The following is a 15,321-nucleotide window of genomic DNA, read 5'->3' as shown; positions in this document are numbered from 1 at the left end:
AGAACCCTTGCCGGGCCTCCCGGCCGTCGGCTAGTCTTGTCAGGTTGTGCCCACCGCCTTCGTGGTGGTCGCACACATGCATCAACCCTCCTGCTCCGGAAAGACCGGAGCCGTTCTAGACCAAGGGAGGTGGGTTCCGCATGCACCAGTACGAACTGATGGTCATCCTCGACCCCGAGATCGACGAGCGCACGGTCGCTCCGTCGCTCGACCGGTTCCTCGCAGTCATCCGCAACGACGGTGGCACCGTCGACAACGTGGACGTCTGGGGCCGTCGTCGTCTCGCGTACGAGATCAACAAGAAGTCCGAGGGCATCTACGCCGTCGTCAACATGACGGCGAACGCCGACGCCGCCAAGGAGCTCGACCGCCAGCTCGGTCTCTCCGAGGCCGTGCTCCGCACCAAGGTCCTCCGCGCCGAGGAAGCGATCGCCCAGGTCGCCGCCGCCAAGAAGCTCTCCGACGAGCGCGCCGCCCGCAAGGCTGCGGCCGCCACGAAGAGCGCCGAGTAGCCCGTGGCCGGCGAGACCGTCATCACGGTGGTGGGCAACCTCACCAGCGATCCCGAGCTGCGGTACACGCAGAACGGCCTCGCGGTGGCGAACTTCACCATCGCGTCGACACCGCGCACGTTCGACCGTCAGGCGAACGAGTGGAAGGACGGCGACGCGCTGTTCCTCCGTGCGAGTGTCTGGCGTGAGTTCGCCGAGCACGTCGCGGGATCGCTGACCAAGGGCTCGCGCGTCATCGCGCAGGGTCGTCTGCGTCAGCGCTCCTACCAGGACCGCGAAGGCCAGCAGCGCACGAGCATCGAGCTCGAGGTCGACGAGATCGGCCCCTCGCTCCGCTACGCGACCGCCCAGGTCACCCGCGCCTCCGGTGGTGGTGGCGGCGGTGGCCGCGGCCAGGTCGGTGGCGGCAACGGTGGCGGCGGCGGCTACAACGGTGGCGCGCAGTCCGACGAACCGTGGTCCCCGCAGGGCAACCAGGGTGGCAACACGTCCTCGTCGGACGTGTGGAACACCCCGGGCGGCACCTACGACGACGAAACCCCGTTCTGATCAGTCGGCTCCCCCGCTGATCCGGAAACAGAACTAGAAGGAATCCCCCAATGGCTGGAAAGAGCAGCGGCGACCGCCGCAAGCCTCGCGGAGGCAAGGGCGGCAAGAACGCCGCCCCCGCGAAGTCGATCAAGGTCGGCGTCATCGACTACAAGGACGTCGCGACCCTGCGCAAGTTCATCTCCGAGCGCGGCAAGATCCGTGCCCGCCGTATCACCGGCGTCTCCGTCCAGGAGCAGCGCCTCATCGCCCGTGCCGTGAAGAACGCCCGCGAGATGGCGCTCCTCCCCTACGCCGGCTCCGGCCGCTGATCGGAGGATCACCCATGTCGAAGCTCATCCTCACCCACGAGGTCTCCGGCCTCGGTTCCGCCGGTGACGTCGTCGATGTCAAGAACGGCTACGCCCGCAACTACCTGATCCCGCAGGGCTTCGCCGTCGCGTGGTCGCGTGGTGGTCAGAAGCAGGTCGAGTCGATCCAGGCCGCCCGCGCCGCGCGCGAGCTCGCCACGATCGAAGAGGCCCAGGACCTCAAGCTCAAGCTGCAGAACGCCGTCGTCACGCTGACCGTCAAGGCCGGCAAGGACGGCCGCCTGTTCGGCTCGGTCCGCCCGGGCGACGTCGCCGACGCCGTGCAGGCGCAGGGCATCGGCTCGCTCGACAAGCGCAAGATCGAGGTCCCCGGGTCGATCAAGTCCGTCGGCGAGCACGAGGCCACGGTCCGGCTCCGCGAGGACATCGTTGCGACCATCGCGCTGAAGGTCGTCGCCGCCAAGTAGTTCCGTCCGGGCCGGCGCTGCCGGTCCGACCGCCGAGGGCGGGTCTCCCAGTCGGGAGGCCCGCCCTTCGTCGTCCCCGTGGCCTCCTCCGGCTTCGCTGCTCTTCGACAGTCCGGCGGTCGTCCGACATCGGATCGGCGGTCGTCGGATGCACACGCACGAGATGCGGTTGCATGCGACGACCCGACTGCTGTCGGACGACAACGGTCCTGTCGATTCGGGCCCCCTGCCGGAGGCGCGGTGGCGGTGCGTCCCGCTGGCCGGGACCGGGGCGAGGCCGGTGGGGTACGCGTGTCCTCCTGGTTGCGGACAGCAACTCCGCGTGGTTCCGGCGCGCGCCCAGCGACACCCGTCGCGCTGTTGACCCGGGGACCGTTCCGGGGGACAAGCGCGCATGTGGTGGGGCTGGGAGCGTGGGACGTGGTACTCCACATCAGGCCGCCCTGTCCAGGTTCTATGCACAGGCAGGACGTCAAGTCGGGAACCTTCAACCGGCACTCTAAACAACGTTGTGCACACATGGTGTGCAACCGGAAATGCCTGGTCAGAAGCGGTTTATTTCGCCCCGGTCCCCGCTCCTCCACAGGAGTTTCCACAGTTGTCCCCACCGCTTTCCGGCGTGTTCCCCGTGTCATCCACAAAGTTATCCACAGGACCTCTTGCTGGGGATAACTTCGCTCCCCTAGCCTGCGGGAGCGACTCGGGCAGGGGGCATGGAACGGGTCGTCACGGGATCGGAACGACCGTCGCGCTCGAGCCGCGAGGGTGGTGTCGGGGGGTGGCGGTACCAATGGTGGGACGGGCCTCCCGGATCATGCTCGAACGGCCCGGACGGGCCGACCAGGACAGTGAGGAGTCTGCGTGTCGATCGCGCATCTCGGTGCACCACCGGACATGGCCGAACGGGGCATGGAGCGGACGCCGCCCCACGACCTGCTGGCCGAGCAGTCGACCATCGGCGGCATGCTGCTGTCGAAGGACGCCGTCGCCGACGTGATCGAGACCGCGCGGGGCGTGGACTTCTACATCCCCAAGCACGAGGTCATCTTCGACGCGATCCTGTCGCTGTACTCTCACGGTGAGCCGACCGACGTCATCGCGGTGACCGACGAGCTCACCAAGACGGCCATGCTGTCCCGGGCCGGTGGCGCCGAGTACCTGCACTCCCTGACCTCGCTCGTGCCCACGGCGGCCAACGCGGGCTACTACGCCGCGATCGTCGCCGAGAAGGCCGTGCTCCGTCGCCTGGTCGAGGCCGGCACGCGCATCGTGCAGATGGGCTACGCGTCCGAGGGTGAGGTCACCGACCTCGTCAACAACGCCCAGGCCGAGGTCTACAACGTCGCGGGTGGCGTGCAGACCGAGGACTACGTGCCGCTGACCGAGGCCATCGGCTCCGCCATCGACGAGATCGAGGCCGCCAAGGGCCGCGACGGGCAGATGACCGGCGTGCCGACCGGGTTCGCCGGGCTCGACGCCCTGACGAACGGGTTCCACCCCGGCCAGCTCATCATCGTCGCGGCGCGCCCGGCGCTCGGCAAGTCGACGCTCGCCCTCGACCTCGCTCGCGCCGCCGCCGTCAAGCACAACCAGACCGCGGCGTTCTTCTCGCTCGAGATGGGCCGCTCCGAGATCGCCATGCGCCTGCTGTCCGCCGAGTCGAGCGTGCCGCTGCAGAACATGCGCAAGGGCACCGTCGACGCCCGCGACTGGACGACCATCGCCCAGACCCGCGGTCGCATCAACGACGCCCCGTTCTTCATCGACGACTCCCCCAACATGACCCTCGTCGAGATCCGAGCCAAGTGCCGGCGGCTCAAGCAGCAGCACGACCTCAAGCTCGTCGTCATCGACTACCTGCAGCTCATGACGAGCGGCAAGCGGGTCGAGAGTCGCCAGCAAGAGGTCTCGGAGTTCTCGCGTGCGCTCAAGCTCATGGCCAAGGAGCTCCAAGTCCCGGTCATCGCGCTCTCGCAGCTCAACCGTGGCCCCGAGCAGCGCGCGGACAAGAAGCCCCAGATCTCGGACCTGCGGGAGTCGGGCTCGATCGAGCAGGACGCCGACATGGTCATCCTGCTGCACCGCGAGTCCGCCTACGAGAAGGACAACCCGCGGCAGGGCGAGGCGGACTTCATCGTCGCGAAGCACCGCAACGGGCCGACGGATACCATCACGGTGGCGTTCCACGGGATGTTCTCGCGGTTCGTGGACATGCCGCAGTAGGGGAACTTTTCGGCCGCCAAGCAACTTGTTCAACTGCCACTCAACGTATCTGAAATACGGGCCTGGACACGCTATTTGGCTGTGCAGACGGGCGACGTCGTCGGGTCGGCTAAGCCTTCGAGTGTCTCGAGGCGTCCGTATGGCCTACGCGAAGTGCGAAAGTTCTCGGACCACGTATATGAGACAGGGTCGGCCACGGACCAGGGCTGTAGGAGTCGGCGCCTCCCGCAAGCGCCCGGACGTCCGCTGAAGGACCGGCTAACGGACGCCGTAAATGCTCCCGCCAGCGGCTACGATCCACACGTGAGCTTCGATCGCCAAGCGTTCTGGCGCTGGTGTCGCCGGTACCGTTACCGCATAGCCGGTGGGGTGCTGAGTGTCCTCGGACTCGCTTTCGCTGCCCTGATCGCGTTCCTTGCCTCTGCCAAGACGCCCCCGTCGGCCTCCGAGAGCGGATTCACCGTTCTGTTGTCGGCGGTGTTCCAAGGGGCGTCGGTGTACCTGTTCGCGAAGGGAGCACCCAACCCCCAAGCCTTGGGGATTCAGATGCGGCGGCACGCGCGTCTCGGGGAGACACTGACCGGGGTTCGCAAGCTCGCCGAGGACGCAGCCAATTCGGACGATCCGGCCATCGCACAGAAGGCCGTGGACCGGTTGAGCTGGCAGCTGCAAGAGGCGGAGCAAGATCACGACGACCTCGCGTCGGACTGGTATCGGCTCTACGAGGACCTGGCGGATGCGCCAGAGGACGGAACAACCGAATGAGTGACTATCACGACCCAGCGGACGACGAGTTGGACGGTGAAAGCGCTCCGGAGCCAATCCGTGGCAAGGTCGCGCAACTGCTCACCGCAACCGACCTGGTCATCAACCGGGGCAGCGACGACGGCGTGCGGGAAGGGATGCAGTTCGCTGTCCTCGATCCATCCGGCACCGACATCAAGGACCCGGATACCGGCGAGGTGATCGGATCGCTTCCGATCGCGAAGACCGTGCTCAAGATCGTCCGCGTCGAGCCTCGTCTGGCGGTCGCACGCACGTTCCGGGTGAAGCAGAGCGGGTTCTCCCTCGCCACGATCGCAGGCATGACCACCGGGGACCGCTCGGAGACGCTGCGCTCGGACGAACGCCGGTTGCAGCAGATGCTCGACGAGAAGGACGCGAAGGTCAGCGTCGGCGACGCCGTCGAGCGGTACATCGGCGACTTCCCCGGGATGGTGCTCGACTTCTGAGCACCGAACTGGAGAACGTCTGGCAGCTCGCGGCGCTCGCCTGTTCGGCGTGATTGGGAAAGCGAAACTAGCCTCACTCGCCCGGCGGCCAGGGACGGTTATCGATCGGCTACCGGTCTTCGTGCATGAGTGATGCTTCATCGGCGGGCCCTCCTGCGAGACTCGCCAGATGGACCTCGTCGACCTCGGCCAGCGGATCTGCATCCTGGGGCCGTCTAACAGCGGCAAGTCGACCCTTGCGGCAGCCATCGGCCGAGCCCGGTCGCTTCCAGTGATCCACCTCGACCAGTACCGCCACCTGCCCGGGACAGACTGGGTCGAGCGTCCGGACATCGATTTCGAGCGCATGCACAACGAGGCGATGGACACGGATCAGTGGGTCATCGAGGGCAACTACTCGCGTTGGCTGCCAGGCAGGTTGCGGCGAGCAACCGGTCTGGTGCTGCTGGATGCCTCGACCACCGCGAGCATCGTCCGGTACGTCCGCCGCACCCTCTTCGAGTCCGACCGGGCTGGGAGCTTGGAAGGCACTCGCGACCGCGTCCGCGTCGAAATGCTCCGCTTCATCCTCGGACCCGCGAGGAAGAACCGGCTCGGGTATCGGCATGCCTTCGACGAGTTCGAACGGCCGAAGGTGCTCCTGCCGGACCGTGCTGCCTTGGAGAACTTCTACCGCCGTAGCGGCTTGGCCCGTCGCAGCCGATCACCCCGGGCCGCCCGGTAGCCGATCGATGTACGGACGCGCGAGAGCATCGGAACCTACTTATGAATCGTCGTCGCGCTCCGCGCGAAGCGCGCGCCGGCCGGCGATGCGCTGGACAAGCTTCCTCAAGAAGACGAGCTCGAGTGCCACCATGATGGCCAGGTCGAAGAGTGCGAACGCGACGCGCGCTGCGTCGAAGCCACCACTGAGCACGATGATGGGGAGACCGATCATCAGGGCGGCACCCGCGATTACGTTCCACCACGACTCGATGAGTCCTGCAGGCATACGGTTCGTCAGTTCCGGACGATCTGACGGATCGGTTCGATCCCACCACGACGTCATGCTCCGACGCTACCCGGCGCCCGTCGACCGCGACATAACTCAACCTCCTCCTGCCGGGCGTCGACCGTCTCGAAGCCCGGTCGTTCAGCGGACGTCCGCGCTCGAGGACAGACTGGATGAGTCGTCTGATGAATCTGCTCGCGGATGACGCCCCGCTCTCGGACGCCTGCGCCGAGAGCGGAGCTGACCGTTAGCGGTCGGGGTGGGCTTGTCTGTCGATACAGCGGTAGACGGTCGCTCGTCCGATGCCGAACAGTTCGGCGAGTTCCGCGACCGAGTGCGTGCCAGCTTCGTGCACCTCGAGGAGGTGTCGCTGTTGAGCGGCGCTGAGCTTGGGTTGCCGGCCGCGGAGGTGGCCTTTCGCTTTCGCGATCCGCATCCCCTCGCGCGTGCGAGCTCGGATGAGGTCGGACTCGAACTCGGCAACCATCGCGAGGACGTTGAACAGCAGGCGGCCGACGGGGTCGTTGGGGTCATGGACGGAACCGCCGATGTTGAGCTTGACGTTCTTGGCGGTCAGCTCGTCGACGATGTCTTTCGCGTCTCGAAGGCTTCTCGCTAGCCGGTCGAGCTTCGCGATGACAACTGTGTCGCCGTCACGGCAGGAAGCGAGTGCTTCCCGAAGGCCGGGTCGTGATCTGTTCGTGCCGGTCAGGCCGTGATCGGTGTGGATGTTGGGTGGGAGGACTCCGAGTCGCTCGAGCGCGATGCGTTGAGCGGTGAGGTCTTGTTCGTAGGTTGAGACGCGGGCGTACCCGATCAGTAGAGCGTTCATGGCGCGAGGATGCGCCGCTGCACCGAGCTGACGTCGTCTCGTCACCCGATCGGCTTTCGGACGGGCTGCACGGGCGCAGACACTGCCAGGGGCCGATAGCACCCCGGGTGGAGGACCGCTGGGCGTTAGAGCACGGATGAGCTGATGTGGGCGATGACGTCGGCGGGGGCCGGAAGATTGAGGGTGGAACGGCGCAACGCGGCCGTCGATTCGAGAGCTTGATCGTTGGCGAGAACGGCTGTGATCGCCTCGAAAATGTCCGAGGAGTCGACGGTCGTGGGGTCAAGTGTGGCGCCCAGGCCGAGATCGTCGACTCGGCGAGCGTTGAACGGCTGGTCCGCCCCCATTGGAAGGACGACCTGCGGTGTGCCGCTGAGAACCGAACGGAGGAACAACCCGCTCCCACCGTGGTGCACAACAACGCTCGCCCGGGGGAGAAGCGCGTCGAAATCGACGAACCGTCGCACTTGCACGTGAGCTGGCTGCCGGCCGAACCGCGCGGGATCGACGTCGTTCCCCACTGCGAGCACCGATGGCGTGTTGAAGCGGGCGAGCGCGGCGAGGATGCGGTGGAACAAGTCGCCCGATTCGGTGTTGAACTCTGTTCCGAGCGTCGCGACGATCGATCCGTCCGGGGCGGGCGGAGGGCCGGCGTCTGGGCGCATGCAGAGCGCGTCGTCAGGTGTCGGGAATAGCGGATCGCGCATCGTCGGGGCGAAAGGAACAACGAAGACATCGCCGCGCGATCGGACCGGCCCCGACAGGCCCAGGGCCTCACCCAACTGTCCGAGAGCATGCGTGAGTCTCACGGGGCGGACGAGCGCGCCGGAGGCGATCACGGATACGACGACGGACGGGACGCCGGCGTGCTGCGCGGCTCCGATCGCCCCGAAGTCCAGCTCGTCACACACCAAGAGGTCCGCCCCGGGCAAGAAGTCCCTCACTGCGCCGGCCGACTTCAGGGCGGCCGATCCCGCGAAGTGCCGCTCGACGACCGCGAGTTCGTGTTCGACATCGAGTGGAACGAGCGGGGTGATGCCACCAGACGGGTCGCTTCGTCGGTCGGGCCGAAGAGCGGCCGTACGGTACAAGCCCGTTGGGGCAACGGAGGCAGCGGACGCGCGACCCACGAGGGTGAGTTCGTGTCCGGCCTCAGCGAGAGACCGATGCAGGGGAAGTTGCGGCACCAGATGCCCTGAGCCCCCGACGAACGAACACACCACCCGCACACCCGAGACGGTAACAGCAACGCCCGGTAGGCGATCCCCTGCCGGAATCTCCGGCGAGGACAAGGAGTGTGCGGACACACCCGGCTCCGGGCTGGCTGGATACTCGGACCGGTGACCGTTGTGTTGTTCGTCGTGACCGTCCTCGCAGCTGTCACAGGCTTCACGTCTTGGCCTCCGCTCCGCTGCTCGCCGCTGCGGTCGCGGCCGCCGTGGCTGCATGAGTGCTCTTTGCGTTGGGGCCGCGTGCTGCCCGACAGCAGCCACGTACGCTACGGATCGAGTCCGCGGATCGCGACCGGTGGACGCTCAGCGGACGCGGTGCATGATGCGATCCGACCCGTCCGCGGCGTAGGTCAGCAGTTCGAGAGTCAGCGGGGAATGCGGGTTCATGTGTCGCTCGCCTGCGGAGGCCGCCACGCCGGCGCGGTGTCGATCGCGTCGGCGATGCTCCGCGCGATGACGCCGAGCTGGTGCGCCTGCTCGGGGCTGATCGTGTCGAAGACCAACCGTCGGACCAGGGCCTGGTGTGCGGGGGTCGATTCCGCGACCTTCTCGCGTCCGTCGCCGGTCAACACCGCGAGCGTGAACCGACCGTCCGTCGGATCGACGACACGGCGAACCCATCCCTTCCGCTCGAGTCGAGTGACCGCTCGGGACAGCCGTGAGAGTGTCGAACTCGCGTACCCGGCGAGCGTGCTCATCCGCAGCGTCTGGTCTGGAGCGGTGTCGAGTGCGGTGAGCACTCCGTGCTCGAAGTGGGTGAGCCCGCTGTCCCGCTGCAGCTGCGCGTCGAGGGCAGCCGGCAGCCGTTCGAGCAGCGTCGCCACGGCCGCCCAGACCTCGAGTTGCTCGCCGGTGATCCTCGGCCGCGCCATGCCGCCAGCGTAGCGTGCATTGACTTGCTCAGGCAAGTGATCCGTCCTACGGTGCTTGCCTGAGCAAGTCATTGCGTCGTGCGGCGCGAGAGGATCGAGGAGCAATCGTGGACCTGCAACTCCAGGACAAGACGGCGTTCATCAGTGGATCGACGCAGGGCATCGGGTACGCGATCGCCTCCGCACTCGCCGCCGAAGGCGCACGGGTGATCCTGAACGGCCGAGACCGTGCCCACGTCGCCGACGCCGTCGAACGCCTGAGGCGAGAGCGCCCCAGCTCCGACCTCTCCGGGATCGCCGCCGACTTCGCCGATCCCGGCGACATCGCTCGACTGCTCGAGGCGCTCGACCGCGTGGACGTCCTGGTCAACAACGTCGGGCTGTTCGGCCTCGCCGACTTCGAGTCCGTCACCGACGAGGACTGGGATCGGTACTTCGCTGTCAACGTGATGAGCGGTGTCCGACTGTCGCGACACCTCCTGGGCGGGATGCTGGAACGGGGCTGGGGCCGCATCGTCTTCATCGGCAGCGAGTCCGGCGTCAACGTGCCGGCGGACATGGTGCACTACGGCGTGACGAAAGCGGCGATGATCGCCCTCGGTAACGGCCTCGCCAAGCGGACGCGCGGCACCGCCGTCACGGTCAACACCGTGCTCGGCGGGCCCACGTACTCGGACGGCGTCGCGTCCACGGTCGACGCGATCGCGGCGGCCCGGTCACTCCCCGTCGAGACGGTGCAACGGGCGATCATCGGCGAGAACCGGACCACCCTCCTCGAACGGTTCATCGCGCCGGCCGAGATCGCGGCGCTCGTGACGTACCTCGCGAGCCCCATGGCGTCCGCGACGAACGGCGCCGCCGTCCGGGCCGACGGTGGCGTGCTCACGAGCCTTCTCTAGCCACCCGACCCCAAGAGCATCGACGAAGGGTTGCTCGCCAGAACTGGTCTCCCCTCTGGCGATACCGCCGTGCCGCCCGAGTGGCTCGATGCCGCGACCCCGGCTTCGCGCCGCATGCGGCACCGTCGCTCACGGCCAGCCGGCTGGCTCGTAGCGGATCCGACGTCGAGCGCCCGAGGTCACCGACCTCAGTGGCGGAGCTGTTCACTCGGTTCGGGCGGCCGCACGTCGGTCGGGGGCGAGTCGACGCGGTCGACGTCGATGGAGTGTCAGCGTCTCGCACTTGATGCCGCATAGCGGCCTCTCAATGGGGGTAGCGTGCGGACGCGCGTGCAACGCGTCCCAGTGTCCCTGCCGCCTCGAGAACAGGTACGTCGCTGTACTCAGGAGGTCGGGGCGGCGCGGTCAGGCATTGACTGACTGCCTTGTTGGCGGGGGTGGCGAGGTCAAGGAACTGTGCGAGTGTCCGGGACGCGCCGTTTCGGGCCGAGGGGCGGTCTCCGTGCTCCGCTGAGGTGCCGCAGGATGCGAGTGAGGGCGGCAGTGTCTTCTTCGTCGAGCCGGTCGAGGAGGTGCTCTCGGACTGCAGTGTCGAGATGGGGGCGGGCCTCCTCGTAGTGTCTGCGCCCTGTGGGGGTGAGCTCGATGTCGACGCCATTGGTGAGCTTCCGGCGTGCCACAGTCCCCCTGGTTTCCATGCGGGAGACCAAGTGGGACAGCCGGGTCCGGTCCCACGCGAGCGCCTGCCCCAAGGCGTTCTGCCGCAGGCTGCCGCCGGCGTCGTGGAGGTGGATCAGCACCGAGAACTCAGGCTCGGTGAGCTCGGAGTGAGCGATGACGTCCGCAACGATCGCGGATCGGAGCGCCTCGTGGCTCCGCTTCCACAGCTGCCACAGCTCACTCGGATTATCTGTTGACACTTCAACATCTCCTTGAATACTGTTGACACAACAACAGTACCGAAAGGGGCAGGAACGTTGGTGATCCTCGTGACCGGTGCCAGCGGAAACGTCGGAGGTGCGGTGCTCACGACCCTGATCGCCGCAGGTGCGGCGGTGCGGGCGTCAAGCCGCTCCCCGCGTCCCGGCCAGTTCTCGGACGAGGGAGAGGTTGTCTCCCTCGATCTCGATGCGCCGGAGACCTTCCCGCATGCCCTCGACGGCGTCGACAAGGTCTTTCTCTACGCCCGCCCGGAGACCGCGGCCGACTTCGCTGCCGCCGCTCGGGACGCCGGGGTGGAGCACGTGGTGGTGCTCTCCTCTGCCTCGGTGATCTCCGCGAGCACGGGATCCGACCCCATAGCCGAGCAGCACCGCGCAGTCGAGAAGGCCGTGCAGGAGTCGGGCCTGGGCTGGACCTTCGTACGACCCGGCTACTACGCGTCGAACATGCTGCGCTGGCAGAGCATCCGCACGCGCAGAGAGCTGCGCACGGCGTTCCCCAACGCGGTGTCCTCTCCCGTGCACGAACGAGACATCGCCGAGGTCGCGGCCGCGTCCCTGCTCGACGACACCCAGCGCGGCAAGGCCCACGCCGTCCTCGGCCCGGGCCCGTCGACCGTGCGTCAGCAGGTCGCGGCGATCGCGCACGCGCTCGACGAGGCGGTCGACCTCGTCGAGATCGACACCGACACCTACCGCACCGAGCTCCTGACACAGCTGCCGCCGTTCGTCGTCGACCGCGTGATCGAAGCACAGGGCAACATGCCCATGCTCCCCGCCGGGCTCGCAGCGGACGCAGTCGAGAGCCTGCTCGGCAGGCCACCGCTGACCATCGAGACCTGGGCACAGGACCACGTACAAGACTTCCGCTGACGAGGGGCGCGCGCTGCCCGGACGACCCGGGCGACCGGCCGAGGCGAGGCACCGATGCAGAGCATGGGACGAGCTCGGGAGTCAAGCTGACCCGTCTCAGTGGTCGATCTTGGAGCGAGACGGTCGAGGTCGCTTCTCACCGACTGAGAACCGAAGGTGCTTTCGTCGACGCGTTGGCTGGTCGTCGACGCGCTTTCAGCAGCGCGGCGGTTCCACCGGCCATGCTCGGGTGGATGCCGCGGTTGTGGGCTTGGGTTACGGCTTTCCTGGGACTGGTCATCATGGTCGTCGACTCCGTCGACGGCGCAATCCTCGGGACCTGGTTCGACGAGCATGCTGTTTTCGATGCTCCAGAAGTCTTCGGCGAGTTCCTCATCGCCGGCCTTGGTCTGGTCCTTCTGGTCGGAGGTGTACTCACCCCGGTGCTGTCTCGGCCGCCCGCCCACCGCTCACGCATCCGGTAGGGGATTGGCGATCGAACGGGCCCGCGATGAGTCGCCGGTATCTCGTACCCGTACTTCTCTGCCAGTGCTCGAACGTCCACAGGGTCCTTGTGCTTCGGCGGGCACGCCGTCTTGAAGCGGAACATCCAGTCGGAAGCGATGCACCGACCCGAGCGTGAGCCGCTGTTCTTCCCGCCTGCTATCGAAGACAATGACTCATGCGCCTCGGTCCAGTCGTTCACTTCGCCAGCCTGTTCACCGCCACCCTCTCGACGGGCGTGTTCTTCGGCACCCTGACCAGTCTCGGACCCGCGACTGTGAGCTTCTCGCCGCGCACGTACATTGAGGTGCAGCAGGCGACCGTGCGCAATCTCCGGCCAGTGATGGGGCCACTGCTCCCGGCTGCCGTAGCGGCCAACCTGGCCATGGCCGTCGTGCGACGCCGGCAGGGATCCTCGCGCGCCTCCCGCCTGACCGTTGTCGGGTTCACCGGCCAGCTGACCGCTCTGGCCATCACCGTCGCCGTCGAGCTGCCCATCAACGCCCGATTGCTGACGTGGTCGTCCGAGAACCCGCCGGAGGGATGGGAAGGTGTGCGGAACCGCTGGGCTATGGCGCACCGGGCCCGGGTAGCTGCTGCCGTGCTGGGTCTGGGCTCGCTCCTCGCAGCCTCGGTGTCAGAATCCGCACCTCGCTGAGCGACGCCGCACATCCACCGCAGCGCTCTCGCGCGTACCACCGCCGATGGCCGGTGGAGGATCCCTCGCCGGGCACGCCGCGCTGTCGTCCGATCAGGAGTCGGCGAGAGCGTGGAAGAACTGTCCGTGTGGGCCGACGATGGCGACGGGTGTGCCGTTGACTGCCAGGACGGTGCCGTTCTCGGTGTCTGCCGGTAGCTGCGTCGCAATCTCCGGGAGTACCGACTTGCCTTCGTTACTGATCCACACAGCACCGCTCGTGCGCACTTTGCCAACGAACGACTCGCGCGCGTCCGGGCTCAGGTACACGAGCACGGCGCTGTGGAAGACGACCAACGTCGCGTCAGCTGGTGCCTGCGCGGCGAGCTTCTCGAACGCTTCATTCAGGTCACCTGCCACCAGTAGCGGCCGGTGTGCCGCAACGACGGATGCCGCCGCGTGCAGGTCCCGGCGTCGCTCGTCATGCTCGGGCCACACGAGTGTTTCTAGCCATTCCAGTGACACCGGGTCTGCGATGTCGAGAGGGTTCAGGTCAATGCCGGCACGCCAGACGATTTTCGGGAGGCGCGTCGGGGTTGGACGCCCTCGTAGCTCGGTCTCGAGCGCAACAGCGCTGCCGCTTGCAGGTGCCAGTTCGTCCACTCCGCGTTCGGTGATGAAGCGGTAGGCGTACTTGTCCGGGTACAGGCACAGGCCCGCGGACGCACCGACTTCAAGCAGGGCGATCGGTCCGGTGATCTTCGCCAACTCAGGCAAGAGCACGGCACACCGGCGGACTTCGTTCGTCTGCGTCGCGTGGGTGAGTGCAATCCCGCGGATCGCATCCCACCTGGCCATGAACTCACTCCTTGCCTCCTTGTAGGGCACGAGAGGAACACCCGCCATCCGGGCCGAAGCGAAGACAAGGTTCGGTTGCCGCTTCGTCGTGGGCAGCTCCTCGACCAGCTTCACGATGTGCTCATCGGCCGCGATCCCAGTCGCCCAGTCGAAGTACAGATCGGAGATGCCATGCGCTTCGACTTGCGCCCACGCCCGATACTTCTCCCCAGCCACACCCACAGACGCATCCTACGGAAGGCACTTGCCAAGCCCGGGAGCCGATCCACTGCGGGACAGGAGCTGCCGGTACGCTGCCGACATGATGGTGCCGCCGTGAGTAGGCCCGAAGGGACACCGAATCAGCGGGCCTGGCGCAAGACGCGCAGGTGGTTCATCGTCGCGATCATCTTCGGGGCATTCGCTTTGCTCTTTGCGGTTCTGCGTCTGGTGGGTGAACCGTCAGTCGGCCAAGTGGTGCAAGTCGCCTGCTGGGTCATCTTCGTGGCCGCGTTCTCAGTGGTGCTGAGGCGGGAAGACCGTCGGAAGCGTTAATGCGTAATTGGCGCCCGGTAAGCCATCCGCAAGCGAGACGACTGGCGCCGTCGGCGTAGCGGTGCTCAGCGTCCGATGAACGACCGGCGGTTTCACGGGGTCGTCGCAACGGGTGGTTGTTTCGGGTCCGAGAGTAGCCCTTCGAATGCTTCTACTGGGGTGCGGTGGCCAAGGGTCTTGCGGGGTCGTCCGTTGAGCTCCGTGGCGACTTCGAGGAGCCGTTCCGGGCTGTGGACGGTGAGGTCAGTGGACTTCGGGAAGTACTGCCGGAGCAGGCCGTTGGTGTTCTCGTTCGAGCCGCGTTGCCAGGGCTTGTGCGGGTCGCAGAAGTAGATCGCGATGTCGGTTGCGAGCGTGATGTCTTTGTGCCGGGCAAGCTCCGTGCCCTGATCCCATGTCAACGAACGGCGGAGATGCTCGGGCAGGGTCTGGATGGTGGGGATCATCGCATCGCGGACGGCGTCGGCGCTGTGCCCGTCAGGCAGGTGCAGCAGCATCACGTACCGGGTCGTGCGTTCGACCAGGGTGCCGATCGCGCTCCTCGCGTTGATCCCGACGATCAGATCGCCTTCCCAGTGCCCGGGAACGGCGCGGTCGTCAACCTCGGCGGGACGTTCACTGATCAGGACCATGTCCCGGATCTTTGACCACGACGCCCGCCGGGGCTCACCCCGGTGGCGACGGATGGCGCGGCCGGTGCGGAGGTGTTTGTGCAGGTCAGCGCGAAGGTGCCCGCGGCCCTGGACGAACAGGGATTGGTAGTTTGTTCCGCCCCGGGTCTGATGGAGGCTCTCAATCCACGGGAGGATGAGAGTCATGGGAGCACCGAGGAAGTACCCGGAGGAGCTTCGGGAGCGGGCGGTCCGGCTCGCGGT

The 15,321-nt window shown here is 67.0% G+C and carries 18 protein-coding genes and 1 pseudogene; 12 read left to right on the top strand and 7 right to left on the bottom strand.

Features of this window, described 5'->3' with window-relative positions; translation table 11 throughout:
* The first annotated feature begins 140 nt into the window (after nt 1–140).
* From rpsF to DEI86_RS09030, 8 genes are all read left to right on the top strand, one after another.
* Complete coding sequence (rpsF, locus tag DEI86_RS09065; protein ID WP_111010769.1) at nt 141–512, top strand: 30S ribosomal protein S6; 372 nt, start codon at nt 141–143, stop codon at nt 510–512.
* Nucleotides 513–515: 3 nt separating this feature from the next.
* Nucleotides 516–1,061, top strand: a complete 546-nt coding sequence (locus DEI86_RS09060; RefSeq protein ID WP_111011919.1) for a single-stranded DNA-binding protein — start codon at nt 516–518, stop codon at nt 1,059–1,061.
* A gap of 50 nt (nt 1,062–1,111) precedes the next feature.
* Nucleotides 1,112–1,372, top strand: coding sequence for a 30S ribosomal protein S18 (gene rpsR, locus DEI86_RS09055; RefSeq protein WP_066517360.1), 261 nt, complete (start codon nt 1,112–1,114; stop codon nt 1,370–1,372).
* Nucleotides 1,373–1,386: 14 nt separating this feature from the next.
* Nucleotides 1,387–1,839, top strand: a complete 453-nt coding sequence (gene rplI, locus DEI86_RS09050) for a 50S ribosomal protein L9 (RefSeq protein WP_111010767.1) — start codon at nt 1,387–1,389, stop codon at nt 1,837–1,839.
* An 861-nt stretch (nt 1,840–2,700) separates the two neighbouring features.
* Complete coding sequence (gene dnaB, locus DEI86_RS09045; protein WP_375334608.1) at nt 2,701–4,062, top strand: replicative DNA helicase; 1,362 nt, start codon at nt 2,701–2,703, stop codon at nt 4,060–4,062.
* Between the two features lie 303 nt (nt 4,063–4,365).
* Complete coding sequence (locus DEI86_RS09040) at nt 4,366–4,827, top strand: hypothetical protein (RefSeq protein WP_111011918.1); 462 nt, start codon at nt 4,366–4,368, stop codon at nt 4,825–4,827.
* A complete protein-coding gene (locus DEI86_RS09035) occupies nt 4,824–5,294 on the top strand; it encodes a hypothetical protein (RefSeq protein ID WP_111011917.1) in 471 nt (156 codons plus the stop codon). The genes DEI86_RS09040 and DEI86_RS09035 overlap by 4 nt, the downstream gene beginning before the upstream one ends.
* 169 nt (nt 5,295–5,463) lie before the next feature.
* On the top strand, nt 5,464–6,018 hold the full coding sequence (locus tag DEI86_RS09030; RefSeq protein WP_111011916.1) for an AAA family ATPase: 555 nt from the start codon (nt 5,464–5,466) through the stop codon (nt 6,016–6,018).
* Nucleotides 6,019–6,057: 39 nt separating this feature from the next.
* Here the strand turns inward: DEI86_RS09030 and DEI86_RS09025 are convergent, their stop codons facing one another.
* The 4 genes from DEI86_RS09025 to DEI86_RS09005 form a co-directional block, all read right to left on the bottom strand.
* The gene (locus tag DEI86_RS09025) at nt 6,058–6,342 is read right to left on the bottom strand and encodes a hypothetical protein (protein WP_146242817.1); all 285 of its coding nucleotides are present in this window, start codon (nt 6,340–6,342) and stop codon (nt 6,058–6,060) included.
* Nucleotides 6,343–6,532: 190 nt separating this feature from the next.
* Complete coding sequence (locus DEI86_RS09020; protein ID WP_111011914.1) at nt 6,533–7,117, bottom strand: recombinase family protein; 585 nt, start codon at nt 7,115–7,117, stop codon at nt 6,533–6,535.
* A 125-nt stretch (nt 7,118–7,242) separates the two neighbouring features.
* Nucleotides 7,243–8,028 carry a glycosyltransferase gene (locus tag DEI86_RS16530; RefSeq protein ID WP_181434570.1) on the bottom strand — a complete coding sequence of 262 codons (786 nt, stop codon included), beginning with the start codon at nt 8,026–8,028 and terminating at the stop codon, nt 7,243–7,245.
* A 704-nt stretch (nt 8,029–8,732) separates the two neighbouring features.
* A complete protein-coding gene (locus DEI86_RS09005) occupies nt 8,733–9,221 on the bottom strand; it encodes a MarR family winged helix-turn-helix transcriptional regulator (RefSeq protein WP_111011911.1) in 489 nt (162 codons plus the stop codon).
* A gap of 107 nt (nt 9,222–9,328) precedes the next feature.
* Here DEI86_RS09005 and DEI86_RS09000 point away from each other — a divergent pair, with 107 nt between their 5' ends.
* Nucleotides 9,329–10,120 carry an SDR family NAD(P)-dependent oxidoreductase gene (locus DEI86_RS09000; protein ID WP_111011910.1) on the top strand — a complete coding sequence of 264 codons (792 nt, stop codon included), beginning with the start codon at nt 9,329–9,331 and terminating at the stop codon, nt 10,118–10,120.
* Nucleotides 10,121–10,566: 446 nt separating this feature from the next.
* Here the strand turns inward: DEI86_RS09000 and DEI86_RS08995 are convergent, their stop codons facing one another.
* Entirely contained in the window at nt 10,567–11,040 is a 474-nt protein-coding gene (locus DEI86_RS08995; RefSeq protein WP_220037426.1) for a MarR family winged helix-turn-helix transcriptional regulator, read from the bottom strand.
* Between the two features lie 60 nt (nt 11,041–11,100).
* Here DEI86_RS08995 and DEI86_RS08990 point away from each other — a divergent pair, with 60 nt between their 5' ends.
* The 3 genes from DEI86_RS08990 to DEI86_RS08980 all read left to right on the top strand — a co-directional run bounded on the left by DEI86_RS08990 (nt 11,101) and on the right by DEI86_RS08980 (nt 13,075).
* A complete protein-coding gene (locus DEI86_RS08990; RefSeq protein WP_309146557.1) occupies nt 11,101–11,934 on the top strand; it encodes an NAD(P)H-binding protein in 834 nt (277 codons plus the stop codon).
* 281 nt (nt 11,935–12,215) lie between these two features.
* Complete coding sequence (locus DEI86_RS08985; RefSeq protein ID WP_146244893.1) at nt 12,216–12,398, top strand: hypothetical protein; 183 nt, start codon at nt 12,216–12,218, stop codon at nt 12,396–12,398.
* Nucleotides 12,399–12,595: 197 nt separating this feature from the next.
* On the top strand, nt 12,596–13,075 hold the full coding sequence (locus tag DEI86_RS08980) for an anthrone oxygenase family protein (protein WP_111011907.1): 480 nt from the start codon (nt 12,596–12,598) through the stop codon (nt 13,073–13,075).
* Nucleotides 13,076–13,168: 93 nt separating this feature from the next.
* Here the strand turns inward: DEI86_RS08980 and DEI86_RS08975 are convergent, their stop codons facing one another.
* The gene (locus tag DEI86_RS08975; RefSeq protein ID WP_258376498.1) at nt 13,169–14,128 is read right to left on the bottom strand and encodes a DUF2332 domain-containing protein; all 960 of its coding nucleotides are present in this window, start codon (nt 14,126–14,128) and stop codon (nt 13,169–13,171) included.
* Between the two features lie 410 nt (nt 14,129–14,538).
* Nucleotides 14,539–15,213, bottom strand: a pseudogene (locus tag DEI86_RS08965) (IS30 family transposase); the annotation flags it as partial.
* Between the last annotated feature and the right edge of the window lie 108 nt (nt 15,214–15,321).

Origin of the sequence: Curtobacterium sp. MCBD17_028 (assembly GCF_003234875.1) — a bacterium.
Classification (GTDB): Bacteria; Actinomycetota; Actinomycetes; order Actinomycetales; family Microbacteriaceae; genus Curtobacterium.
This window is presented reverse-complemented; position numbering and strand designations above follow the sequence as displayed.